Source organism: Photobacterium sp., assembly GCF_057456235.1.
Genome location: NZ_JBVCPH010000007.1, coordinates 38399 through 64267 on the forward strand (window position 1 = coordinate 38399; position 25869 = coordinate 64267).

A 25869-nucleotide genomic window follows, 5' to 3' on the forward strand; every position below is an offset into this window, starting at 1 on the left:
TGCCAGGCTTTCCTGCCCATCACTGCCTGAGCAAATATCTTGACGATGTTACTGTGTATGAAGTTTAGCAATTGCGCGCTCTAAACGCGCCATTCCTTCATCTACGTCGGCTTTGTCTATCACCAGTGATGGCGTAAAGCGCACCACATTGGCACCAGCGACCAGCACCATCAAACCTTCTTCACCCGCGGCAAGCAGAATATCGCGAGCCCGGCCCTGCCATTTTTCATTCAGAGCGGCACCTAATAGCAGGCCTTTACCACGGATCTCCTCAAAGGTTGGGTACTTGGCATTTATTTTCGCCAGTCCATCACGAAACCATTGTTCGCGCTCTTTCACACCGGCCAGTACTTCCGGTTTGGTCACTTCATCAATCACGGCTTCTGCAACCGCACACGCCAATGGATTACCGCCATAGGTTGAACCATGCGTGCCGACTTTCATGTGTGACGCAAGCTCTGAGGTAGTCAGCATTGCACCAATAGGGAACCCCCCACCCAGCGATTTAGCAGTACTCAGAATATCCGGTGTGACACCCAACCCCTGGTAAGCATAAAAATCCCCGGTACGGCCGTTACCGGTTTGCACTTCATCAAAAATCAACAGTGCATTGTGTTTATCACACAACTCTCTGACCCCCTGAATAAACTCGGGGGTCGGGGAAATAATCCCCCCTTCTCCTTGCAACGGCTCCATCATCACCGCACAGGTGCGATCAGACATCAGCCCAGCTAAGGCTGCTAAGTCATTATAAGGGATGTGGGAGACGGCCTGTGGTTTAGGGCCGAAGCCGTCAGAGTAGGCCGCCTGCCCCCCCACCGTTACCGTAAAGAACGTACGGCCATGGAAACCCTGCTCGAAGGCAATAATTTCTGATTTCTCAGGGCCAAATTTATCCGCGGCGTAACGACGAGCCAGTTTCAGTGCCGCCTCATTGGCTTCAGCACCAGAGTTCGCAAAGAACACCTTTTCAGCAAAGCTGTGCTCTGTGAGCTTTTTCGCCAGACGTAAAGCCGGTTCGTTGGTCATCACATTGCTGAGGTGCCATAACTTATCGGCTTGCGATTTTAGAGCATTCACCATAGCAGGATGACAATGCCCCAGGCAGCTCACCGCAATACCACCGGCAAAGTCGATATATTCGCGATCGTCCTGATCCCAGACACGTGACCCCTGCCCCTTCACCGGAATAATCTGCATCGGGGAATAACAAGGAACCATGACCTCATCAAATAATTTACGTTCTACTTTTTGATCCGTTGCCATCACATTATCCTTCTGTGCACGCCGTCTTAAGCATAGTATTTACATTTTATTAACCAATTCCAATAGCAGAATATATTTTTTGTCTGACAAAGAAATTGCTTACACCCAGTTTATGTACATATTTATGCGGGATAAAGGAAAAGTTATTAAGTGGGGATTAGATAAAGCTGTTTTTCCACCTAGGAAACAAAGCGTGACGGAAAATAGGCGAGTGAATAAGATTGCTCGCAGTATTCAGCAAGAAAAGATAATAAAATGTTACAAATAGTGATAAAGATCGCGATTGTGAGGCCGATAAAAAACAGAAAAATGGCCATTCCTGCCTAAATCAAGTTATTTCACGCTGGAGAAAGTTCGCTAATAGCTGATGACCTTGCTCGGTCAGAATACTTTCAGGATGAAATTGCACACCTTCAATCGGCAATGTTTTATGGGCAATACCCATGATCTCATCAAACTGGCCGTCTTTTTCCGTCCAGGCCGTCACATCGAAACACTCAGGCAGGGTATCGGCTTTCACCACCAGAGAGTGATAGCGAGTGACCGTCAACGGGTTATTGAGCGAGTGGAAGACACTGCGGTCGGTATGGATCACCGGTGATGTCTTACCGTGCATAACCTGACGGGCACGTACCACTTCGGCGCCGAATACCTGAGCAATAGCCTGATGGCCTAAACAAACCCCGAGGATAGGTAGCCGGCCCGAAAAATGTTCAACCGCCTGGAGCGAAATACCCGCATCATCAGGGGTACAAGGCCCGGGGGAGATCACCAAATGAGTCGGATTGAGCGCAGCAATGCCGGCAATATCGATTTCATCATTACGCACCACTTTCACCGTCGCACCTAACTCGCAAAAGTACTGGTACAGGTTGTAGGTAAAAGAGTCGTAGTTGTCGATAATTAGCAGCATTGATCCATCAGCCCCGGGTGATTTGGCGGTCTATTTTGCTATAGGAAATAAGAAAGGCAAGCTTTACCAGACAACAGCGCTAAAAAAGGCCAGCATATGCTGGCCCCAATAATTACAGAATGCCCGTTATTACGGACGGGGAACGAACCCTACCGCTTCATACACTTTTTTCAGGACAACAGATGCGCGTGCTGACGCTTTCTCAGCACCTGCACTCATCACCTGATCTAAGAATGCGCGGTCTTCACGGTACTCTTTGTAACGGGCTTGCAGAGGCTCAACCATCGCCACAACGGCTTCTGCCGTATCTTTTTTCAGGTGACCGTACATCTTGTCTGCGTATTCTGCCTCGATCTGATCCAGACTCTTGCCTGTCACACCCGACATAATACCCATGAGGTTAGACACGCCCGGCTTGTTAGCAATATCAAACACGATACGCGCGGGATCTTCAGAATCGGTAACTGCACGTTTGATTTTCTTGGTGATCGATTTCGGGTCTTCAAGCAGGCCAATAACATTATTGCGGTTATCGTCTGACTTGGACATTTTCTTCAGCGGATCTTGCAGGCTCATGACGCGCGCACCAACCGGTGGAATATACGGTTCCGGAACCACAAACGTGTCGCCATACAGGTTGTTAAAACGGTTCGCAATGTCACGAGCCAGCTCTAGGTGCTGTTTCTGATCGTCACCCACAGGCACCTGGTTTGCACCGTAAAGCAGAATGTCTCCCGCCATTAATACCGGGTAGCTAAACAGCCCGCAATTGATATTATCAGCGTTACGCTGCGATTTATCTTTAAACTGGGTCATACGATTAAGCTCACCCATCTGGGTGTAGCAGCTTAGAATCCAGCCAAGCTGAGCATGCTCAGGCACATGGGACTGTACGAACAACGTGCTCTTTTCCGGGGTAACACCTACCGCAAGGCAAAGTGCCAGTGCGTCAAGTGTCGCTTCATAAAGTGCGGCCGGATCCTGACGTACGGTGATGGCATGAAGGTCAACCACACAGTATTGGCAATTGTAATCATCCTGCATCTGTTCCCACTGACGCAGCGCACCCATGTAGTTACCAATACTCAATTCGCCGGAAGGCTGCACGCCACTTAAAACAATGGGTTTACTCATGATGGGATTTTCCTATCTAACCTGACTAAGCCGCGACTCTATCGCCGCTGGCAGACATATCAAAAAAAGGCTTATTTCTAGAATCTAGATTCTAACCACTTCAGTCAGCTGGCTAAAGTGATCTAACACAATATCTGGCTCACTGGCACTGATTGGCTGGCCATAATTGTAACCATATGTGAGACCTACAACATAACATGTTGCTGCTTTAGCTGCCAAAATATCATTGCGGGAATCACCGACCATCAGCATCTCCGAGGCGGTCAGCTGATGTTTTTCCATCAACCAGTGCAACGCATAAGGATCCGGTTTCTTCAACGGAAAAGTATCGCCACCGACAACATCCGAAAAGTAATCACTGATACCATGTTGTTCCAGCAGGTGAGGAACAAACTGAGCAGGTTTGTTCGTCACAATTGCCATCGGGATCTTAGCCTGGTGGAAGGCAGACAATGTCTCTTTCACTCCGGGGTACAGGGCACTTTTGTGGTGGCCGCCCTCATCATAGAAGCGATCAAATAAAGCCCGGGCTTGTTGATGCAAGGCGGGATCAAGATCCGGCGCGACCTCATGGCTCAAGCTTAACGCCCTGCCAATCAGAATATCGGCACCGTTGCCGATCCAGAGGGTAACCTGCTCGACCGAGACGCCGGGACGGCCTAACGCTTGCATGGCCTTATCTGCCGCATCCGCCAGATCGGGAACGCTGTCGAGCAGCGTTCCGTCCAGATCAAAAGCAATAAATTTTATGCCTTCAAACAATTTCATTATCACTCAACCTTAGCCAGCTCTTCACGCATTGCATCGATCGCCGCTTTATAATCAGGTTGATTAAAAATGGCAGAGCCGGCAACAAACATATCGGCGCCCGCTTCTGCAATTTCGCGAATATTATCTACTTTTACACCGCCATCAATTTCTAGACGAATATTTCGACCTGATTCATCTATACGCTTACGTACTTCACGTAATTTATCCAGCGTGTTCGGAATAAAAGACTGACCACCAAAGCCAGGATTCACTGACATCAGTAGGATCATATCGACTTTATCCATGATGTGATCAAGAGAATGAAGTGGCGTGGCGGGGTTTAATACCACGCCGGCCTGACAGCCGTGTTCTTTAATTAGCTGCAGGGTACGATCCAGGTGTTCAGTTGCTTCGACATGGAAGGTGATCATCGTAGCGCCTGCCTTAGCGAAATCCGGAATAATTCGGTCAACCGGTTTCACCATCAGGTGCACATCGATCGGGGCTGTTATGCCATAATCACGCAATGCCTGACAGATTGGCGCACCAAACGTCAGGTTTGGTACATAGTGATTATCCATCACATCAAAGTGCACCACATCCGCACCCGCAGCCAATACTTTCTCAACATCTTCACCAAGACGTGCGAAATCTGCAGACAAGATAGATGGTGCAATCAAAAAATCCTTCATGTTCAGCCTCTATACGATACCAATGGTCACGGTTAAAATCGCCGCAATTCTACCCGATCCGGTTAACAATGTCTTAATAGATATATTCAAACGACGGTGATTCAGCATTAAGTGATGGTTTAGGTAGTAAGCTAAAAAGACCAGAACGAACGACTGGAAGGGAGAGAAAAATGCCGGAACAGAATGAAAACTCACCACCACAGAAAAGAAAAACAAAAAGAAGGCTGGCACTTAGCGTAGCTGCGGCTTTATTTGGTGTACAGTCAGATAAAAACCGCCAGCAGGACTTTAATCAGCGAAGTCCCTGGCCGTTTATTATTGGCGGTGTCATCGCCATTGTGGTTTTTGTCGCCTTGTTAATCGCGGTTACCCTCTCGGTCACCGCAATCCATTAATCGTTGTGCTGACAGTCTGTCGGTTTGAACAGGGCCAGTAACTCATCAACCTTATTACGCCCCGCACCATTACGACTGATCGTTCGCTTTACCTTCACCACCGACAAATCGGCGCCATGGTATAAACGCCGGGTCAGGGTGGTATCATGATTGGAAATCAATACCGGAATATCACGCTCGGTTGCCGCTTTTTCTGCCGCATCTGCCAGTGCAGCCTGATCATCCAGACTAAAGCCATTGCCCGCATACGACGTGAAATTAGCGGTAGTCGACAGCGGCGCATAAGGTGGATCGCAGTAAACCACACTGCCTTTGCGCGCTCGCGAAAATGTCTGGTGGTAACCCTCACAGACAAACGTGGCACGTTTCGCTTTATTGGCGAAATAATACATTTCATCTTCAGGGAAGTAAGGCTTTTTATAGGAACCAAACGGCACATTAAAGCCGCCTTTTTTGTTATAACGGCATAATCCATTAAAACCATGGCGGTTCATATAGAGAAAATACAGCGACCGCTGATAGGGATCCTGAGTCTGATTGAAAACATCACGAATTTCCAGGTATGCCCCTTTCTGGTTGTATTCAGGGGTGAACAGGGTTCTGACATCTTTAACATACTGATCTGGATTTTCTTTGAGGATATTATAGAGATTGATCAAATCCGGGTTTATGTCCGCCAGTAAATACTGTTCAAAGTCAGTATTCAGAAACACCGAACCCGCCCCGACAAAAGGCTCAATTAACTTACGCGCGGGTGGCAGGTGGCGTTGGATTTCCTCAACCAGAGAATACTTACCCCCAGCCCATTTCAGAAATGCACGATGCTTTTTCATTCAGCTAAACCTACCACCAATACCAAGACCCCTCGAAAGGTGGCGGATTGTACCTTATTTATCACCTTGTCTGATACCAATTACCGGAAATATCTACCACCAAACCGCAAGGATATTAAGATTATTTTACCCGTTCAATTTCGCGATGGATCTGGGCATAAGATTTTACCCAAGGCTGTACGGCCTGAACGCTTGTGGGCAGCTTGGTTTCAGCCCGGCGTGCGGTCACGATATCCAGGTAATCTCCGGTGATCACGATAAACCACGACTCACCATTACGGCGGGTTTCATACAGTGTGGTTATTTCACTGATATCATGTTCCGTGACAAACTTTTTTGCCGCCGCTAACGACTTCAATGCCGCCAACTGCAGCGTATAGTGACGACTGTCAATCGCCTTTAGCTCGCTGCCAAGCACGCTTACCGGCCGAAAGCCAGTTTCAGTCGCTGAAACCGCCGCAGGCTCTACCGTTTCAACCAGAGGCTCTGCTAACGTCGTCATTGCGGTTTCATTCGGTCGCTCTTGCTGATCGATGGTTTGCTGAGTAATGGCCTGTTCTCCACTGCCGCCGAGCGCTTGCTCCGATATCATGGCATCAACAACCTGTGATGGCACCACCACACGTTTGCTCTCATCATTACGCCCAACAGTTAAGCCTTCAAGCGACAGTTCAGGTGGCAATACATGAGAATCATTATTGATCCCATCTTGCGGTGACACAGGCTTAACGGTCGCCGGATCGCGTTTATCAGCTTCGACCAGTTCGGGTTCATCAAAACGGCCGGTGTTCAGGCTCGCAGATGATTCTTCTACCGCTGCCACATTGTCCGTATTAACGGCTGTTCTCATGCTTGTATTGGCTGTTGTCTCGTCATCGGCCGGGAACAGCCAAAAGACGAGACCCGCAGCAACAACCGCAAGCAGTACAATAAATAATGCGGCGGGTGAAAGAATACGCGATGACGAGTGGGTCATGTCTTTACTCTCTGTATGATCTAATTGCATTAAAGCACCCGGGCGAGCAGCCATGGTGGCGGCCTTTTCTCTGAGTACACGTCTTCCATTTGCATCCAGCTGATCGCCAGAAAGCATAACTTCGACAAAGCTTTGTACTTCTTGTTCAGTTAAATCAGAAATTTCTAACTCTAGCGGCAATTGCCCCTGACCATGAGAGACCTGATCTAAATATTTATTGAGCCGCCCGGGCTGACTCAACAGCAATACATTGATCTGCCACAGAGGTTCATTTTGCGCTTTTAGCACTAAAGCCCATAATTCAGCGATCATGGTAGGGCTGAGTAACTGGGCGTCATCAATCACTAGCAACACATGGCAGCGATTACCTTCCAGCATGCGTTCAAGGCTTTGCTCCAGGGGATCCTGGTCGTTAAACAATGGCTTGGCTACTAGCTGCTTCAATAAAATTGAGCGGTGCTGGCTATCTGTCTGGGTCGGATAACACGTCAGCAGTGCCTGATTGGTGTCGGCGGCACAATGCTCCAGATAGCGTTGTGCCAGCCAGGTTTTTCCTGCACCGTCACCACCAGTGACCTGAATGAGATTAGAACTAAAACGGGTTAAGAATTGAATTCGGGAAAGCAATTGGATCTGGCTGTCCAGATCCAATGTTCTAGCATTACTGTCGCTTGTCATTTCGGTTACAACTTAAGCATCAATCACACGACGCAGAACGTCGTGTGATACATCCGATACCACCTCTGCTGTACCAATTGATGTTGGTAATACCAGCCTCAACTGCCCTGATAATACTTTTTTATCTCGCATCATATGCTTGATAAAACTGTCAAAGTTCATCGAGTCCGGCGCATGAACAGGCAACTGTGCACGCTCATGCAGGCGGATAATACGGGCCACGTCACCTTGGCTCAGCAACCCTTGCTCGCAAGCAGTCTTTGCAGCTAACACGGTACCGGCCGATACAGCCTCACCATGCAACCACTGACCATAGCCCATTTCCGCTTCAATCGCGTGACCGAACGTATGGCCTAAATTGAGTAAAGCGCGGACGCCAGACTCTTTTTCATCGGCGGCAACCACATCGGCCTTGATCTGACAACAACGACCAATGGCATAACACAGCGCATCGTTATCCAATGCCTGTAGTTTTTCAATGTTCTGCTCTAACCAGACAAAAAATTCATAATCGGCAATAATGCCATATTTAATGACTTCAGCCATGCCTGCCGCAAATTCGCGTGAGGGTAAGGTTTGCAGGCAATAATTATCAATCACTACCGCTTTAGGTTGATAAAAAGCCCCGACCATATTTTTGCCCAGCGGATGATTCACGGCGGTTTTACCACCAACCGATGAATCGACCTGAGACAATAATGTTGTCGGTACCTGAATAAAATCTACCCCTCGCTGATAACTTGCCGCAGCAAAACCGACCACATCACCAACCACCCCTCCACCTAGCGCGACAATCACCACATCACGGCCATAATTACCTTCCAGTAAGAAGGTCATGATTTGGTTAAACGTATCTAACGTCTTGTATTGCTCGCCATCGGGTAACTCTAGCAGCGCAACCTCACACTCTAATGAGCGGATGGTTGTCATCACCTGTTCAGCATAAAGCGGCGCGACTGTCTCGTTACTAACCACGACGACACGTCGACCTGCACTGATTACAGGCGAAAACAACGCCGGGTTATTAAATAACTCGGCGCCGATAGAGATAGGATAGCTTCTGTCACCTAAATTGACGTTGATCCGTTCCATGGTCAGCTTCTCTTGTGTTATTAACGCTCTTCAATCATTTTGATGATTTGGTTAGCGACCACTTTCGCACTTTGATCGTCAGTGCGAACAACATAGTCAGCTACCTCTTCATACATCGGGTTTCGTTCCGCCGCAAGTGCCTCCAGCACTTCGCGTGGCTTGTCAGTCTGCAGCAGTGGGCGTTTTTTATCACGTTGTGTACGTGCTAACTGTTTTTCAATAGTAGTTTCCAGATAAACCACCACACCACGTGCAGATAAGCGATTACGGTTCTCTTTACTTGTTACAGAGCCACCGCCTGTCGCTAACACAATACCTTGCTCTTGTGTCAGATCATCAATGACAGCTTCTTCGCGAACGCGGAAACCAGCTTCGCCTTCAACATCGAAGACCCAACTGATATCAGCACCGGTACGTTCTTCAATGACTGTATCAGAGTCAAAGAATTCCATATGCAGTTGCTGTGCAAGATGTCTACCAATAGTACTTTTGCCGGCACCCATTGGGCCGACTAGGAAAATATTTCGTTTTTCAGCCATTTTTAGCAATTTTACGCGCGGTTAAGAAAACGACACCGCCCGCAGGCTATGAATAAAAGCCCGAGGCGCCAACTTCCTCACATATAATTCGTGATAAGACCGAAAATTATCTCAGGACTCACGACCATTTGGCAATAGCTAGAGCCCATCAAAAGCGAAGTTTACTGAAAAACGATCGTTGGAGTGACAAAAATCAATAACTCACGCTTACCCATTTCTTCCAAACTATGACGGAAAAGGGCCCCTAAAACCGGCAAATCACCCAATAATGGTACTTTTTCGACGGAGTTATTGATTTGCTGTTCATAGATCCCGCCCAGAACAACCGTCTCTCCATTTTCAACCAATATCTGGGTGCTGATGCGCTGAGTATTGATTGCGACGGCCTCTCCGGTGCCAGTACTGATTGTAGCACCCGGCTTATCCTGGGTAACAACCAGATCAAGCACCAGCTTATTATCCGGTGTTATTTGCGGAGTAACCATTAAGCTCAGCACGGCCTTTTTGAAAGAAACCGAGACCGCGCCACTGGATGCAGCCTCCAGATAAGGTATTTCCGTTCCCTGCTCGATATAGGCTGTTTGCTTGTTGGTCGTCACTAAACGCGGACTGGAAATAATTTCTGCCTTAGATTCAGCCTGCAGCGCTGACAACTCCAAATCGAGCAAGATATCGCCAATTTTGGCAACCTGAAAAGCAATACTCGATGCCCCGGTTTTCACCGCCGCTAAATTAACATTAAGAAAGTTATCAACGGTTGAGTCACCATCCAATAATCCGACGGAATCAAGATTATGTTCAATGGATCCCCCAAGCGTGAAGTCACCCTTTCGCTTCGAAAGCCCCCAGCGAACCCCGATCTCATCGACATCACCTTCATCCACCGTCACAATACGCGCTTCAATCTGGACCTGTTTTACCGGCCTATCCAGGGCGGCAACAATCGCTTTGATACCGTCAACACTGTCATTAATATCTTTGATTATTAATGCGTTGGTTCTCTCATCCACATGCAGGGAACCACGCGGGGACAACATGCTGATCCCCCCTTCACTACCTTGCAATAAGCTGGCTAAATCCGAGGCTTTGGCATAGCTCACCTGAATAAGCTCCGAACGCAGTGACGCCAACTCTTCTTCTTTGCGCTTTGCCTCCAGCGCTTTCTGTTCATTCTGTGCCAGCTCAGCCTTTGGCGCGATCAGCACCACCGATCCCTGAACTCGCTTATCCAGCCCTTTGGCCTGCAGAATAATATCCAGTACTTGTGGCCACGGCACATCATCGAGGCGCAGAGTCACATTACCCTGTACGGTGTCAGAGACGACCAGGTTAAAATCATTATATTCAGCAATAAGCTGCAGCACATTACGTACCGGCACATCCTGAAAGTTAATCGATATTGGCTTGCCTTTATAAGCCAGCTTCTGCTGTTGTACTTCGTCTTCCCTTTTTTGTCTGGCGCTGACCAACACGTCAAGCCTGGTGCCCTTCAAGGTATAATCATAGTTAAAAGCCGAGGTCATCTTAAGCACCAGCTTGACACCTTTGCCCGTCCGGAAGGTCTCTATCGAACTCACTGCCGTGGCAAAATCAGCGACATCCAGCACATAGATCATCTCATCCGCAATGCTGGTATCGACTATTTCAACGTGCAACTGGTTACCCGATTTCCGTATATCCACCAAAGTCTGCACTTTTTCCAACTGCACACTTAAACGCCCCCGCCCCTCCTTGTCGCGTTTAAAATCAATCTTGGTAACCTGATTATCCATTTTGCTGGCTGCGGCAACTGTCCATGCCATAGGAGCAATGCACAAACAGAGAACAAGCAGACGCACAATTTTTGCTGTCATGACTGTCGGAACATTTATTTTCATTCGTTTTTGAGCCTCTTCCTTGTCTTTAGGGCTGAGTCAGAGTCAGCTTCATTGGCCTTGTCAGCCAACAACCAACGCCATCGGGCAACGTTTCTTCAATCTCAATACTACGGGAACTAACACGCTGGACCTTGCCATGGTTTAAGCCGAGATAATGCCCTTCCCGAATTTTTACCAGCTTTCCTTCCGGGGTATAAATTAATGCCCAGAGCAAGCTGTCATCGCCAAGCACACCTTTCATCGTCAGTTGGCCGAGCGGATAGTTTTCCAGGGATGTTCGGGTTCGTTGTAAGTCCGGCTGCCAGCAGTCTTTGTTACTGCCCTCTTCGCGATCCTGCTGCTCAGGCCGAGGACGAACAAAGGGGATCCGGTGGCTGGTCATCACAAATTCGTCAGCAACAAACACAAACGGTTCGGGTAGCGGCTCAACGTTAGCTTTCGCCTCGGTATAAGCTTGTGAGATAAACGCCTGGATCGGTTCTTCATTGGCTTGGCACCCCAAAAGCAATAACGTCAGCGGTACAGTAAGCCATAATTTATTCATGGTGATCCCTGATAATTACTCGGAAGCTTTAAAGCGATAGGTACTGGCAGAGACTTTCAGCGACAACGTCTCTTGCTGCCCAGTTTGTTCGACCACTTTTAAATCAAAGTCTTTCAGCGTGACAATACGGGATAGCTTGGCAATCGATGCTGCAAACTGACCGATTTCCTCATAACTGCCGGTTAATTGCATATTCAGCGGCAGCTCGTAATACCATTGCAGTTCAATGCGCGGCGCCCATTGAATACGCTGGAACTCCAGCCCGTTTCTGATCCCGATATCATTGATGCCTGACAATAAGCTCGCCAGCTCTTTTTCTACCGGCAGCTGGTTGATCACGGTGTGGTAACGCTGCTCCAGCTCCTCAATCTGTTTTTTCAGTGTCGGCAACTCAGCGACCTGGGCGGCTCGGTCAATCAGCTTGACCCGTAACGCCATCTCTTGCTGCTTAAGGCTTACCAGCTCATGTTGCAACGGGGTCAGCCAGTACCAGTAACCAACTGCGGCGACAACGAGTGCCAGAAAGAGTACGACAACCGACTGCGGAATAATCGGCCAATCCGTGATTTCATCTAAATCTAAATCATGCCAGTCACTCACCCTTTTTCTCCTTGCGGGCGCTTCGGTTTAGGTTGCTCTTGCGCGGCAGCCGGATCCTCATCCGTGGCCCTGACCATGTTGAAAGACGCTTTGAAACGAGTGAGCTCCTCTGCATTTTTTCCTTTGGTTGCAATAATCGAATGCATCGCCACATTTTCCAGCCAGACTGAATGCTCTGCATTCGATAGCAGCGATGCCAACCGGCCATTCGACTCACCCACGCCATTGAGCGATACGTTTCCCGCTTTTAACGTTAAATCTTCCAGATAAACACCGGGAGGCACTAGTGCCGGTAACAGACTGAAAAGTTGAGTCACCCGATTCCGCTCTTGCTGAATATCAACAATCACCTGCAAACGCTTGTTTAACGCATCACGCTGTTTATCGAGCTCGGGTAAAAATGCCCGTCGCCGCTCCAAAACCGCAATCTCTTGCTGTAACCGCTGATTTCGTGACTGCTGTAATGCCTTTTGCTCAACGATATAACTGGCAGCCAACCAATGAACCGCCACAACCGTGGCGACGGCAACCACCAGCAGGGCGACAAAACGTTGCTTGTGTTTTTTCCGCTTATCTTCACGCCATGGCAGCAGGTTTAATTTATCGATCATTCGGCAAGTCCGCGAAGTGCTAATCCCGCCGCAACGGCATACTGGCTGTACCTTCCCGTAGAGATAACATCAAGTTTTCGACTGCTGGAAAAGCAACTCAACGGATTCATCCATACCGCCTCAATGCCCAGCCAGCGGCTGAGTAACTCATCAGAGACCACATCCTGGCCCCCACCACACAGCCAGAGACCTTTCAGTGCTGCTCGTGGATGGGTGGAGTTATACAGCTGAAATTGACGTTTCAGGTGATTGGCCAGTTGCTTGGTAAAACTTTCCATCACATCTGACGGTAATGAAGAAGGTTGTTCTGGCAATGAGAGCATCCGCATGTTGTCACCCCCCCCGACACTGGTGTCCGGGATCTGGCTGGTACCAAAGGCGATTTCTCGATGATAGGCCGCCGCGCCAGTGGGTTTAATACAGAATCCGGTCTGGCGCTTACCTATATCAACGACGCACCAATGATCATTCATTCCCGACGTTGTCCTGTAATGGTCGGCCAGCCACAGCAAAGCATGGGTTTGTAGCTCCATCACTTTCGGGCTTAGACCGGCTTTTTTAATCGCGGCAATACGACTATCGATGGTGTCTTTGCGTGAGGCAAAAACCTGATACGGTACCGTCATTGCCGGTGAGGCAAACGAATCGGAGACCAAGGGAAAGAAATCCATCCAGAGTTCTTCGACCGGAAAGGGTGACGAGGCTCCAAGTGCCTGAGAAACGGCAAACTCGGCCTCTTCGTCACTCAGATCAGCATCGAGCTGAATGACTTTACTGATCACTGCGCTATCGGGTAGGGCCAGCGTCACTTTTCTTGCGCCAAAAGGTAAGCGCTTTTTTAATTTACGCATCACTGACAATAAGGCGGTGGTGTTCACGCTATGCTGATCATTAATAATTCCAGAAGTCAGAATGATTTCAGCAAAGCCAGATAATTTCAGTTGGTCTTTTTTTTGATTCAGCACAACCGCTTTAACGCTGTGGTTGCCAATATCTATTCCGACACTTAATGGGTTACGAAACATACCGTGTTATGCTCCCTGATAACGGAAAAGCAAACTATTTCTAATAAACACCATCCAGTGGCATTAATTTTATTTCTGTTTATCTTTATACTATTGGTTGAAAGATAATGGATAATGACCGGTTGGACGATGGCGTAACGGGAAATCTCAAGTGAAGTTCATAAAGCGATTACTTATACTTGCAATGATTTGCATAACTCTTGGAGTCAGTACAATCTTTGGCTTTTACTTCTATGTAAAACCAGAGCTCCCAGATGTTGCAACACTAAAAAATATCGAGCTGCAAACCCCCATGCAGGTATTTAGTGCTGATGGACAGCTGATCTCACAATTCGGTGAGAAGCGGCGTATCCCATTAGAACTGAAAGACATTCCACCTCAAATGCTAAACGCATTTATTGCTACCGAAGACAGCCGTTATTACGAGCATCCGGGAATTGACCCGATAGGTATTGCCCGTGCCGCATTTGTCGTTGCCACTTCTGGTTCAGCCAAGCAGGGAGCGAGTACGATTACCCAGCAGCTCGCGCGCAACTTCTTTCTCTCTAACGAGAAGAAAATCATGCGTAAGATCAAAGAGATCTTTATCGCTATTCATATCGAGCAGTTGCTGAGTAAAGATGAAATTCTGGAACTCTACCTCAATAAAATATATCTCGGTTATCGTTCTTATGGGGTCGGGGCGGCGGCACAAGTATATTTCGGCAAGGAGGTCGGTCAACTGACGCTCAGTGAAATTGCGGTGATTTCCGGCTTACCCAAAGCCCCGTCAACCATGAACCCAATTTACTCGCTGGATCGTGCAACAACACGCCGCAATGTCGTCTTGGGCCGGATGTTTGATGAAGGCTACATTACTCAAAACGAACTGAATCAGGCGCGCTCTGAACCTATCACTGCTCGTTACCATGGCGCAGAAATTGAGTTGAATGCACCGTATTTTGCTGAACGCGCCCGTGCCTGGATGCTTGAACGCTATGGTGAGGATGCATATGTCTCCGGGATGCGTATCTACACCACCGTGAATGCAACCTTACAAAGGGCGGCGGAACGTGCCGCCATCAGCAACTTGCTAAATTATGATCAGCGCCACGGCTATCGTGGTGCCGTGGCGACACTGTGGCAACCCGGCCAAGCCGCATGGGGTACCACTTCAATCACCGAGCACCTGAATAAACAGCCTGCCTACGGTGACTTAGTCGCAGCCGTTGTCACCAAAGTAAATAGCCAGTCTGCCGAGGTTGTGATCAAAAGCGGTGAACACGTTAGCATCGAATGGGATGGCATGAAGTGGGCTCGTCAATTTATCACCGATACCCGTCAGGGTCCCGCGCCAAAATCTGCCACCGAGATCCTGACAACCGGTGAGCAAATCTGGGTACAGCAACAAACTCGCACCAGTGAAGACAATACCGAAAGTCAAGCCTGGATACTGAGTCAGGTTCCCGATGCCAATACCGCTTTTGTGGCCGTTTCACCGCACAATGGCGCAGTCTCGGCAATGGTCGGCGGCTTTAATTTTGTCCACAGTAAGTTTAACCGTGCTACCCAGTCAGTGCGCCAGGTCGGCTCGAGTATCAAGCCCTTTATTTATTCTGCTGCTTTAGATAACGGTATGACACTGGCGACCTTAGTCAATGATGCCCCCGTTAACCGCTGGGATCAGAGTCAGGGAACCGCGTGGCGTCCGAAAAACTCACCGCCAACCTATAATGGTCCGACACGTCTGCGCCTGGGCTTAGCCCAATCGAAGAACGTAATGGCCGTTCGGGTATTGCGGAGTGTCGGCCTAGATCAAACCATCAGTTACCTGACCCGCTTTGGCTTTAAACGTGAAGACTTACCTCGCGCCGAGGCCATCGCTCTGGGCGCCGGTAACTTAACACCGATAGAAATGGCACAAGGTTTTTCTGTTTTCGCTAACGGTGGTTACTATGTTGAGCCTTACTTTATTGAACGAGTTGAAGATCCCTATGGCAACCTGATCTATCAGGCCAACCCAAACATTGTGTGCAATAGTAAATGTCAGCAGGAACAACAGCAAGCAGGGGATCCTGTCGCGACCAGCCGAGCGGTGCTGAACGATATTGCCATTAGTGAGCAGGAACTGAGTACTGCCGGCAGTGATCAGGAACTCGATCAGCAGCAGGTTAACTACGCGCCTCAAGTAATTTCAGAGCAAAATGCATTTCTGGTGCGTGAGATGATGGAAAGTAATATCTGGGGCGGTGGTGACTGGCGCTATGGTTCTGGCTGGAATGGCACCGGCTGGCGGGGTCAGGTACTGAAGCGACGCGATATCGGCGGCAAGACCGGTACCACTAACGGATCGAAAGATGCGTGGTACTCGGGTTTCGGACCGAACATTGTCGCGACGGCCTGGGTCGGCTTTGACAGCCATAGCCGCGAGCTTGGCAGAGCGTCCTGGAACAATAATCTGGACAAAGAGCAGATTTCCGGCGGTGAGGCGGGGGCAAAAACAGCTCAACCGGCATGGGTCGAGTTCATGAAGGCCGCGCTGGAAGATGTCCCGGTTCAACGTAAGCAACTGCCGAATGATATCGTGACGGTGCGTATTGACCGTGAAACCGGCAAATTATCCAACCGTGATGATTTTAGCTCAATGTTTGAATACTTCACCAAAGGCTCAGAGCCAACCGAGATGGTGACTGAGGGCGGATCATACGGCGTGTTTGAATCAGAGAGCTCTGATGAACTGTTCTGAGTAACATCGGCTAATCAAGACCCACACAAAAAGAGCGCCGGAATGGCGCTTTTTTTGTACCTACTCCGCCAGCGCCGCAGGTATCTGCTCTTTGATCAACCACGCTATTTTTTCATAACGCTCCCGCAGCGGTGAGCCTGGCCGGTAAGCTAAGGTGATCAATCGGGTCGGTGCCGGATCATAAGCCCTAATATAACTGACACCATCACGACTGTGCGCTTTTGGTGTCGCCAGCTTCGGCAACAACGTAATCCCACTGCCTGCCGCTACCATGTTACGCAGCGTCTCTAAACTGGTCGCTTTAAATTGGCCGTCTTCTTTGGCGCCGGCAGCAAAGCAAAATCCCATCGCCTGATCACGCAAGCAGTGGCCATCCCCTAACATCAGCAAAGTTTCACCACTGAGGCTGGCCATATCCAGCGACGTTTTCTCTGCCCAGGGATGAACATCGGGAACAGCAACAACCATAGGTTCGTCGTACAATGGCAGCTCAATAAAATGTTCGGTTTCTTTTACCGCAGCCAGAATAAGGCAGTCCAGCTTGCCAGTTTCAAGCTGATGCACCAGCTGATGGGTTTGAGCCTCATGCAGGAACAATTCCAAATCGGGAAATGACTGCTTGAGGGTTGGGATAATCAACGGCAACAGGTACGGACCAACCGTTGGAATAAAACCGATATGCAGCGGGCCAGCCATACTTTCACCTTGCTGGCTTGCCAATTCGGTCAGAACTTTCACTTCCACCAAGACCTTCTGTGCCTGCGCCACCAGACTCAGCCCGGCATCGGTAAATAACACCCGGCGACTGGTACGCTCTAGCAACGAGACCCCTAATTCGTCTTCCAGCTTGCGGATCTGCCCGCTCAGCGTCGGCTGACTGACAAAGCAGGCTTCTGCCGCCTTTCTGAAATGTTTGTGCTCAGATAAAGCAACCAGATATTCAAGATCACGGATGTTCATGTGGCTTTTGCTCAACGATAGGAATTAACTATCAAAACCATAGCAGCAAACGATTGGAGCTATCAAGCCAGAAATCGCATAATCATCACATCAAAACGGAGAGCAGATTGATACGCTCCAATTGAACCAGACAAACAATTAAAATTTAAGGAATACGATTATGTTTACATCTAAAGAAGGTCAGGCTGTACCACAAGTTACTTTCCCAACCCGCCAGGGCGACCAATGGGTAAACGTGACAACAGAAGAGTTATTCGCAAACAAAACGGTGGTGGTTTTCAGCCTGCCGGGGGCATTTACCCCGACTTGTTCTTCAAGCCACCTGCCGCGTTACAACGAGCTGGCATCCGTTTTTTCTGAGCACGGTGTTGACGACATTCTGTGTGTATCAGTAAACGATACCTTCGTAATGAACGCATGGAAAGCCGATCAGGAAGCAGAAAACATCACTTTCATCCCAGATGGTAACGGTGAGTTTTCACAGGGCATGGGTATGCTAGTCGACAAAAAAGAGATCGGTTTCGGCCCGCGTTCATGGCGCTACAGCATGCTGGTCAAGAACGGTGTAGTAACAAAAATGTTCATCGAAAATGACGAACCAGGCGACCCGTTCAAAGTCTCAGATGCCGACACCATGCTGAACTACGTTGCACCAAACCACAAGATGCAAGAGTCAATCACTGTATTCACTAAGCCGGGCTGTCCGTTCTGTGCCAAGGCAAAACAGAATCTTATCGATAAAGGTCTTCAGTATGAAGAGGTAATCCTAGGTAAAGATGCAACGACAGTGAGCCTGCGTGCCGTATCAGGCAAGAGCACAGTACCTCAGGTATTCATCGGTGGTAAACACATCGGTGGCAGCGAAGAACTAGAAGCGTACCTAGGCTAATCCGGCCAAAGCAATAATAAAGTGGGTGGGGTGAGCGTACCCCACCATGACGGAGATTTAGGCCGGATACTGGCAAGACTTGACTGGAGAGAACCGAAATGAAAACCCTGAATGTTGATGTTGCAGTTATTGGTGGTGGTACTGCAGGCCTGGGCGCATACCGTGCAGCCAAAGCCCATACAGATAATGTAGTAATAGTTGAAGGCGGCCCTTACGGCACCACTTGTGCACGTGTGGGTTGCATGCCATCGAAACTACTGATCGCCGCGGCGGAAAGCGTTCACCAGATCGAAAAAGCACCGGGCTTCGGTATTCATCCACAGGGAGAAATCGTGATTAACGGCCGTGAAGTCATGGACCGGGTAAAGCGTGAACGCGACCGCTTTGTTGGCTTTGTGCTGGAAGGGGTTGATGAGATCCCTGCGGAAGACAAAATTTCTGGCTATGCCACATTTATCGACAACACGACCCTGGCTGTTGATGACCATACCCAGATCACGGCCAAGCGTATTGTTATCGCTACCGGCTCTCGGCCGGCTTACCCTGCAGCGTGGAATGAGCTGGGGGATCGCCTGATCATCAATGACGATGTATTTGACTGGGACGACCTCCCCCGCTCAGTGGCCGTATTTGGTCCGGGCGTGATTGGCCTTGAACTTGGTCAGGCGCTAAAACGCCTTGGGGTTGAAGTGGTAATGTTTGGCCTTGGCGGCCAGGTTGGCCCGCTCACCGACCCAGCTGTGATGGCCTATGCCGATAAAACCTTCAACGAAGAGTTTTACCTCGATGCCGATGTCAAACTGGACAGCATGAAGCGCCAAGGAGACGTCATTGAAATCAAATATTGCGGCAAAGATGGCGAGCTCAAAGAGATCACCGTTGATTACGTACTGGCCGCAACCGGTCGTCGACCTAACGTCGACAAGCTGGCGATTGAAAACACCACGCTTGAGCTGGATGAACGCGGTGTACCTGCTGCCGATCACTTCACTCTGCAAACGTCCGTCGACAGCATTTTCATCGCCGGCGATGCCAGCAACCAGCTACCGCTGCTGCATGAAGCTGCCGATCAGGCACGGATTGCTGGCGATAATGCCGGACGCTTCCCGGATATCCGCGCCGGACTGCGCCGCTCCACGATCTCGGCGGTATTTTCCGACCCGCAAATCGCAATGGTTGGTGAAACCCACAAGGAAATCATCACCCGCCTTGGCAACTGCGGTTGCTTCGAAACCGGTGAGGTGTCATTTGAAAACCAAGGCCGCTCACGTGTCATGCTGCGCAACAAAGGGGTGCTGCATGTTTACGGCGAACACGGAACCGGACGCTTCCTGGGTGCCGAGATGATTGGCCCGAATGCCGAACATCTGGCGCACCTGCTGGCGTGGGCGCACCAGAACAAGATGACCGTTGCCGAGATGCTGGATATGCCTTTCTACCACCCGGTGATTGAAGAAGGTGTCCGTACCGCCCTGCGTGACCTGAACGCCAGGCTGCACCTGGGTCCGGCAATGATTAAACACTGCCTGGACTGCGGCCCGGGCTGCTAATCAATAGAATGTACTGGTACCAGTAATACCGGTAAAAATATGCCCTCACCTGGTGAGGGCTTTCCGTTAGCGCATAGCTGAAAGTGTTTGCGCCTAATTAAGCGTACAATGCAGGTGTCATGGGGTGATTTGAGAACTAAACAATGGGATGTAACCGCTGCCGCAGTCGTGCTTTCAGCCAACAGGCGTTCAAACAAAAGTTAGGCCGTTGTCGCCAATGCATGGGGCAGCTAACCATGCTAAGTGGATTAAGTTGGGCCGCGTGGTGGTATTTCTACCGTAGCCAACCTGCCATGGTTGAATCTATCGCCCTCATCTTTGCCGCCAGTGCATTTTCACTGTTGCTCGCGGCCCACCTGCTGGTCGCCTTCATTCGGCGCCTACGTATCAGACCAACCGGGATGAAATAGTCTGAAATTCTTGTTATTAAAGAAAAAACCGGCTAATAGACCGGTTTTTATCTTTTAAGTCGTTTTATCCAAAAAGGCCGATAAATTCAGATTTAAGCCACATTCACGGTCGGAATAGCCAGTTCCTGATCCAGCCGCACCTCCAGTGCCACTTCATCGCAGGCATGCTGACGCGGGCAACGATCGCAATCTTTCATCACCTTTTCCGGCAGCAATGATTTAGATGTCGGTATAAAGCCCTGCTTCATAAAGAATTCTGGCACCCGGGTTAGGACAAAGACATTCTTAATCGCCATCTGGCGGGCCTTCTCAAGCAAATACTCGACAACCGCCTTGCCCTGCCCCTGATGCTGCCAGCCGGCTTCTATACCCAGCGAGCGGATTTCAGCCAGACCTGAATCATAAACATAAAGCGAGGCACAGCCTGTTACAGTACCGTGGTGTTCGGCGACCGCAAAAGAGCCGATATCGCGCACCAGTTCATTGCGTTTACGCGGCAGATTTTCACCCAGGCCAGCCCAGTAAACCACCATGCCTTCAATCGCGTCGAGATCAGTGAGACGAGCGCCGCGTACTTTCACCTCGGGTGAATAACGCTTCTCTAACCGCTTCTCAACCTGCCCAATCGCATAGTCGACCTGATTAGGCGCCACGCCTCCTAGCGCGCAACGCTTATCTAAGCATGACTCAATAGTCAGGATCGGATAGACATCCTCTTCAATTACCGCAGAAAATGCTTTCATCTCATCAAGTGACAGCTCTTCTAAGGCACATCCTTTAGCAATAGCGGCCACAACCGCTACCCCCACAATGTGGTGCGCCTCGCGGAACGGAATGCCTTTTGCCACCAGGTAATCCGCCAGCTCTGTGGCATTCGAATAGCCTTGCATGGCAGCTTCGAGAGTACGCTCTTTGTTAACCTGAATACCGTCAAAACAGAGTGCTGCCATTTCCATGCAGTCATTCCAGCTGTCTAGCGCATCAAAAAGACCTTCTTTATCTTCCTGCATGTCTTTGTTGTAAGCCAGTGGTAACGCTTTAACGGTCATCATCATACCCGTCATGGCCCCGTAGACCCGGCCACATTTACCTCGGATAAGTTCAAGAGCATCCGGATTTTTCTTTTGTGGCATCAGTGACGATCCTGATGTCACGGTATCCGCTAACTCAATGAAATTCGATTCACCCGAGTTATAGAAGATTAAGTCTTCCGCCATCCGTGACAGGTGCAGCATCGAAATTGACGCCGTCGATAGCAATTCCATCACATGATCGCGGTCAGAGACTGAATCTAAGCTGTTACGAGTCGCCCGTTGAAAACCAAGGCTATGGGCCAGCATTTCACGATCAATCGGATATGCCGTACCCGCCAGTGCGCCAGAGCCCAGAGGACAGGTATCAAGGCGATTTAACGCATCATGCAAACGCGAGTAATCACGCTCAAACATTTCAACGTAAGCCAGACACCAATGGGCAAACGTGACGGGCTGAGCACGTTGCAAATGGGTATAACCAGGCAGGACGGTGGCTTGATGCTCACGCGCCACCGACACTAGCTGATTTTGCAATTTATCAAGCATAAGAAGAAGCTCTTGCCCCTGCTGACGGCACCAAAGTTTCAGATCAGTCGCGACCTGGTCGTTACGAGAACGTCCCGTGTGCAGCTTCTTACCTAAATCACCGACTTTGCCGATTAGCTGTTGCTCAACCCAGCTGTGAATGTCTTCGGCATCAGAATGTAAAATCTGCTCCGGATCTTCCATCACGGCTAGTTTCAGCTCATTCAGCGCCAGCTCTAACCGCTGCTGCTCACCTTCCGTCAACACATCAACCTGGTGCAGTGCTTTTGACCATGCTATAGAACCAACGATGTCCTGCTCCGCCAAACGGTAATCAAAACGTAGTGAATCGTTGAACTGCTTAAACCGTGTGTCAGCTGCCTGACTAAAACGTCCGCCCCATAATGCCATGGTACTTCTCCTATGCTTCGCGACTCGACTTGCTCATTGCTTCAATGAAATTATTTTTGTTTTTTCAGTTCGTTCAACGCACGAATACGACTTGCCAGCGAGTAAAGACGAATAAAGCCGCCGGCATGACTGTGGTCATACACCTCATCTTCCCCGAAGGTCGCAAACTCTTCTGAGTACAAGCTGTTCAGCGAGCGTTTCTGAACCACAGTCGCCTGACCTTTATACAGTTTTACCACAACTTCGCCACTCACATCTTTAGCAAGTTCCTCGGCGGCGGCTAAAATCGATTTACACAGAGGGGTAAACCAGCGGCCATCGTAGATGAGGTGCGAGGCTTTCAAGCCGACCGTTTCACGGAACTCGTACGATTCTTTATCCAGCACGAGTTGCTCAACGGCACGCAGGGCTTCGTTCATGATGGTGCCACCCGGCGTTTCATAACAACCACGGGACTTCATGCCAACCAGACGGTTTTCAACGATATCGATACGACCGACACCGTGCTCGGCACCTTTTTCATTGAGATATGTCAGGGCATTAAATGGTGACATTGCCTTGCCGTCAACCGCAACGACTTCGCCTTTCTCGACCAGAATTGACACTGTTTCCGGGGTGTTTGGTGCGTCTTCCGGATCTTTTGTCCATACCCAGCATAGTTCATTCGGCTGGTTCCACGTATCTTCCAGCACACCGCCTTCGGTAGAGATATGCCATGCATTGGCGTCACGCGAATAGATTTTTTCCAATGTTGAAGTGCAAGGGATATCACGCTCTGCCAGGTAATCCAGCAGGGCTTCACGGCTACGCAGATCCCATTCACGCCAAGGTGCAATCACAGTAAGGTGCGGAGCCAGAGCAGCGAAGGCTCCTTCAAAACGAACCTGGTCGTTGCCTTTACCTGTACAGCCATGGCACAGTGCATCCGCCCCCACTTTCAGGGCACACTCGACCTGCGCTTTGGCAATGATTGGACGCGCCATGGACGTACCCAGGAGGTATTTCCCCTCATAAATCGCACCGGTTTTCAAGCTTGGGTAGATATAGTCTGCCACCATCTCTTCTTTCAGATCGGCGATATAACAAGATGATGCACCTGATGCGATGGCCTTCTCTTCAATGCCTTCAAGCTCTGCTGCGCCCTGGCCAACATCGGCAACGAACGCAACCACTTCACAGTCATAGTTCTCTTTCAGCCATGGAATGATTGCTGATGTATCCAGACCGCCGGAATAGGCTAATACGACTTTAGTTACCTTGCTCATGATGCTCTCCTCGTGCCCGCTCGACGGTCATCCCGTTCAGGCTGCTTTAAAATGTTCTGAAATAAATTGTTCTACAACTGTTTTTGTTAAAACCCCATTTCGACTGTACTGTTGGCAGTGACAGTGAATACAGGCTTTACACCGAAAATTTAGTACCGATACTCTGGCCATCAAATAATGCTGCCAGCCTGTCGGGATAACGCCAGGTGGCGACTTCAATCGGACGGCCTAAGGCTTTTGCCGCTTCAAAAGCCGCACGAACTTTTACGATCATGCCGTCAGTGATCACCGCTTGAGTGATCAAGGCTTCAGCTTGTTGCTCTGTTAGGCTCGGGATCAGGTGTCCCTTGCCATCTAATACGCCGCTGACATCCGACAGCAGTACCAATTCCGCATCGAGAGCGGCGGCGACAGCAACAGCCGCCTGATCGGCATTCACATTCATCAGTTCACCGTTGGCATTAAGGCCAATTGAACTGACGATAGGCAAATAACCCGACGCCATGATTTGGCTTACCAGGTCGCAGTTACCCGGCGCGGCCTTACCCACCGCCCCTAAGTCCGGATCCAATTCGGTGACCTGACACAGCCCGCCATCAGCCAGACTCAGCCCCACCGCCGAAACACCGGCTTTCATCGCTTGTCCTTGGAGTATTTTGTTCGCGGTTCCCGCCAATGCGCCGGCAATAAATGGGATCAGCTCTTTCGGCGTTACCCGAAGCCCTTCTTTCTTAACGGTCTCCAGTTGTAATTTCTTCATCAAATCATCAACCAGGTAACCGCCGCCATGTACGATCAGTAATGGACGCTGGGCGCTTTCCTGATAGTGATGAATGGCATCAAACAACTTTTCCAGCGTTTCATCACACGACAGCGCTGCACCGCCTAATTTAATAACCAAAGGGATCTGACTCATGGTGACGGCTCCTATACCAACGCAGTTAATTGCGCGAAGTCATTTCGAATATTTATGCACTGCACCGCCTGACTGGAGGCGCCTTTCCATAAATTATCAATCGCAGATGTTAAAATAATGTGCTGACCCTGTACTTTCCAGCCAATATCGCAGAAGCAGGTATTGACAACATTCTGGATACTGGCCGTTTGCTCACCCAGCAGCCTGACTGCATGGCCACCAGCAATCCCCGGATAGGCCATCGCCATTGCCTGCCCGACCTGCTCAGCCTCGACACCCGCCGCTAGCTTCGCGGTAATCGTCGCCAGAATACCGCGCTTGAAGCTGCCTAGGTGGGGAGTGAAAATCACTTCACTGCCGAGGTGGTTGGCAATTTCCGGTTGGTGGCGGTGACTGAACAGGCCATAAGCCTGTAAACTCACCTCACAAAAACTATTGATCATGGATGCTTTACGCCCTGCCCCCGACACCCCGCTCACCGCATTGATAACAGGCCATTGATTTACATCGAGCAAGTCAGCTTCAATCAGGGGTTTAAGCGCCAACTGAGAAGCCGTTGGATAACAGCCGGGCACCGCAATTAACTGGGCATGTTTAATCGCCTTGCTGTTCCATTCCGCTAAACCATAAACGGCCTGTTCCAGCCATTGAGGGTGCTGATGGACAAAGCCGTAATACTGATTATAGAACTCATCATCCTTTACTCTGAATGCACCAGATAAATCAAACACCTGACAACCGGCGGCCAGAAAAATCGGAGCCAGGTCATGGCTCACTTCATGGGCTGTTGCCAGTAAAACAATGTCCGCCTGCTCGGCAACCGCAGCCGGTTCAGATAAAGGTTGCAGCGGCAGATCCACGATACCCTTGAGCTGGCCATGCAGATCGCTGATGGGCTTATTGGCATCCAGGCTATTGGCCGAGACAAACAGGCCTGCCAATTGAAGATGCGGATGGACATGCACCATTTTTGCCAGCTCAGCGCCGGTATAGCCGCTGGCACCGATAATGAAGGTGTTCAACATAAGAAATTCCGTTTTATCTGCTTTGGTTTTTTGTAAAGCATTAGGTTTTGAAACAGTGCTGTTAACACAGCGAGTGATGGGGTGCACGAGAGGCACCAAGCGAATCAGACTTAGCGTCGTCGGAGGGAGTTCTGATTGTTGATCTTCGCTTGGTTCATGTTAATTTTTTCCTACTTCTGGCTTAAGAGCCCGGTTGCATTTGTTATCAATCAGCGCAAGAAAATACAAATAAAT

Annotated in this window: 24 protein-coding genes; 5 read left to right on the plus strand and 19 right to left on the minus strand. The window is 49.6% G+C overall.

The window, feature by feature from the left end:
• Positions 1-48: 48 nt before the first annotated feature.
• The 5 genes from AC2204_RS09675 to rpe form a co-directional block, all read right to left on the minus strand.
• On the minus strand, positions 49-1266 hold the full coding sequence (locus AC2204_RS09675) for an aspartate aminotransferase family protein (RefSeq protein WP_318925293.1): 1218 nt from the start codon (positions 1264-1266) through the stop codon (positions 49-51).
• A gap of 328 nt (positions 1267-1594) precedes the next feature.
• Positions 1595-2179: an aminodeoxychorismate/anthranilate synthase component II gene (locus AC2204_RS09680; protein ID WP_318925294.1), complete on the minus strand. Its 585-nt coding sequence runs from the start codon at positions 2177-2179 to the stop codon at positions 1595-1597.
• 129 nt (positions 2180-2308) lie between these two features.
• Entirely contained in the window at positions 2309-3313 is a 1005-nt protein-coding gene (trpS, locus tag AC2204_RS09685) for a tryptophan--tRNA ligase (RefSeq protein ID WP_318925295.1), read from the minus strand.
• Between the two features lie 84 nt (positions 3314-3397).
• The gene (locus AC2204_RS09690) at positions 3398-4081 is read right to left on the minus strand and encodes a phosphoglycolate phosphatase (RefSeq protein ID WP_318925296.1); all 684 of its coding nucleotides are present in this window, start codon (positions 4079-4081) and stop codon (positions 3398-3400) included.
• A gap of 2 nt (positions 4082-4083) precedes the next feature.
• Positions 4084-4755, minus strand: coding sequence for a ribulose-phosphate 3-epimerase (gene rpe / locus AC2204_RS09695; protein ID WP_318925297.1), 672 nt, complete (start codon positions 4753-4755; stop codon positions 4084-4086).
• A gap of 170 nt (positions 4756-4925) precedes the next feature.
• Between rpe and AC2204_RS09700 the strand changes: the two genes are divergently transcribed.
• A complete protein-coding gene (locus AC2204_RS09700; protein ID WP_318925298.1) occupies positions 4926-5150 on the plus strand; it encodes a DUF2970 domain-containing protein in 225 nt (74 codons plus the stop codon).
• Here AC2204_RS09700 and dam read toward each other — a convergent pair.
• The 9 genes from dam to pilM all read right to left on the minus strand — a co-directional run bounded on the left by dam (position 5147) and on the right by pilM (position 13925).
• Positions 5147-5983, minus strand: a complete 837-nt coding sequence (gene dam, locus AC2204_RS09705; RefSeq protein WP_318925299.1) for an adenine-specific DNA-methyltransferase — start codon at positions 5981-5983, stop codon at positions 5147-5149. The genes AC2204_RS09700 and dam overlap by 4 nt on opposite strands.
• A gap of 121 nt (positions 5984-6104) precedes the next feature.
• A complete protein-coding gene (locus AC2204_RS09710; protein ID WP_318925300.1) occupies positions 6105-7637 on the minus strand; it encodes an SPOR domain-containing protein in 1533 nt (510 codons plus the stop codon).
• A 12-nt stretch (positions 7638-7649) separates the two neighbouring features.
• Positions 7650-8729, minus strand: coding sequence for a 3-dehydroquinate synthase (gene aroB, locus AC2204_RS09715; RefSeq protein WP_318925301.1), 1080 nt, complete (start codon positions 8727-8729; stop codon positions 7650-7652).
• Positions 8730-8749: 20 nt separating this feature from the next.
• Entirely contained in the window at positions 8750-9268 is a 519-nt protein-coding gene (gene aroK, locus AC2204_RS09720) for a shikimate kinase AroK (RefSeq protein WP_107283445.1), read from the minus strand.
• Between the two features lie 161 nt (positions 9269-9429).
• Positions 9430-11145 carry a type IV pilus secretin PilQ gene (locus tag AC2204_RS09725; protein ID WP_413466692.1) on the minus strand — a complete coding sequence of 572 codons (1716 nt, stop codon included), beginning with the start codon at positions 11143-11145 and terminating at the stop codon, positions 9430-9432.
• 25 nt (positions 11146-11170) lie between these two features.
• Positions 11171-11689: a pilus assembly protein PilP gene (locus AC2204_RS09730; protein ID WP_318925302.1), complete on the minus strand. Its 519-nt coding sequence runs from the start codon at positions 11687-11689 to the stop codon at positions 11171-11173.
• 15 nt (positions 11690-11704) lie between these two features.
• The gene (locus AC2204_RS09735) at positions 11705-12289 is read right to left on the minus strand and encodes a type IV pilus inner membrane component PilO (protein ID WP_318925303.1); all 585 of its coding nucleotides are present in this window, start codon (positions 12287-12289) and stop codon (positions 11705-11707) included.
• Positions 12286-12900 carry a PilN domain-containing protein gene (locus AC2204_RS09740; protein WP_318925304.1) on the minus strand — a complete coding sequence of 205 codons (615 nt, stop codon included), beginning with the start codon at positions 12898-12900 and terminating at the stop codon, positions 12286-12288. The genes AC2204_RS09735 and AC2204_RS09740 overlap by 4 nt, the downstream gene beginning before the upstream one ends.
• Entirely contained in the window at positions 12897-13925 is a 1029-nt protein-coding gene (pilM, locus tag AC2204_RS09745; RefSeq protein ID WP_318925305.1) for a type IV pilus biogenesis protein PilM, read from the minus strand. Before pilM ends, AC2204_RS09740 begins: the two co-directional genes overlap by 4 nt.
• A 151-nt stretch (positions 13926-14076) precedes the next feature.
• Here pilM and AC2204_RS09750 point away from each other — a divergent pair, with 151 nt between their 5' ends.
• Positions 14077-16650, plus strand: a complete 2574-nt coding sequence (locus AC2204_RS09750; protein WP_318925306.1) for a penicillin-binding protein 1A — start codon at positions 14077-14079, stop codon at positions 16648-16650.
• A 60-nt stretch (positions 16651-16710) separates the two neighbouring features.
• Here AC2204_RS09750 and oxyR read toward each other — a convergent pair whose 3' ends face one another.
• The gene (gene oxyR / locus AC2204_RS09755) at positions 16711-17610 is read right to left on the minus strand and encodes a DNA-binding transcriptional regulator OxyR (protein WP_318925307.1); all 900 of its coding nucleotides are present in this window, start codon (positions 17608-17610) and stop codon (positions 16711-16713) included.
• Between the two features lie 160 nt (positions 17611-17770).
• On the opposite strand from oxyR, the gene AC2204_RS09760 reads away from it, so the two are divergent.
• From AC2204_RS09760 to AC2204_RS09770, 3 genes are all read left to right on the plus strand, one after another.
• On the plus strand, positions 17771-18499 hold the full coding sequence (locus AC2204_RS09760; RefSeq protein WP_318925308.1) for a glutathione peroxidase: 729 nt from the start codon (positions 17771-17773) through the stop codon (positions 18497-18499).
• A 98-nt stretch (positions 18500-18597) separates the two neighbouring features.
• On the plus strand, positions 18598-20049 hold the full coding sequence (locus AC2204_RS09765; RefSeq protein ID WP_318925309.1) for a dihydrolipoyl dehydrogenase: 1452 nt from the start codon (positions 18598-18600) through the stop codon (positions 20047-20049).
• Between the two features lie 143 nt (positions 20050-20192).
• Complete coding sequence (locus tag AC2204_RS09770; RefSeq protein WP_318925310.1) at positions 20193-20459, plus strand: DUF3624 domain-containing protein; 267 nt, start codon at positions 20193-20195, stop codon at positions 20457-20459.
• A gap of 92 nt (positions 20460-20551) precedes the next feature.
• Here AC2204_RS09770 and argH read toward each other — a convergent pair whose 3' ends face one another.
• The 4 genes from argH to argC form a co-directional block, all read right to left on the minus strand.
• Positions 20552-22429 carry an argininosuccinate lyase gene (gene argH / locus AC2204_RS09775; protein ID WP_318925311.1) on the minus strand — a complete coding sequence of 626 codons (1878 nt, stop codon included), beginning with the start codon at positions 22427-22429 and terminating at the stop codon, positions 20552-20554.
• Between the two features lie 50 nt (positions 22430-22479).
• Positions 22480-23694 (minus strand): argininosuccinate synthase, encoded by a 1215-nt coding sequence (locus tag AC2204_RS09780; RefSeq protein ID WP_318925312.1) that lies wholly within the window; start codon positions 23692-23694, stop codon positions 22480-22482.
• 136 nt (positions 23695-23830) lie between these two features.
• The gene (argB, locus tag AC2204_RS09785; protein WP_318925313.1) at positions 23831-24610 is read right to left on the minus strand and encodes an acetylglutamate kinase; all 780 of its coding nucleotides are present in this window, start codon (positions 24608-24610) and stop codon (positions 23831-23833) included.
• 11 nt (positions 24611-24621) lie between these two features.
• Complete coding sequence (gene argC / locus AC2204_RS09790) at positions 24622-25635, minus strand: N-acetyl-gamma-glutamyl-phosphate reductase (RefSeq protein ID WP_318925314.1); 1014 nt, start codon at positions 25633-25635, stop codon at positions 24622-24624.
• Positions 25636-25869: the final 234 nt, after the last annotated feature.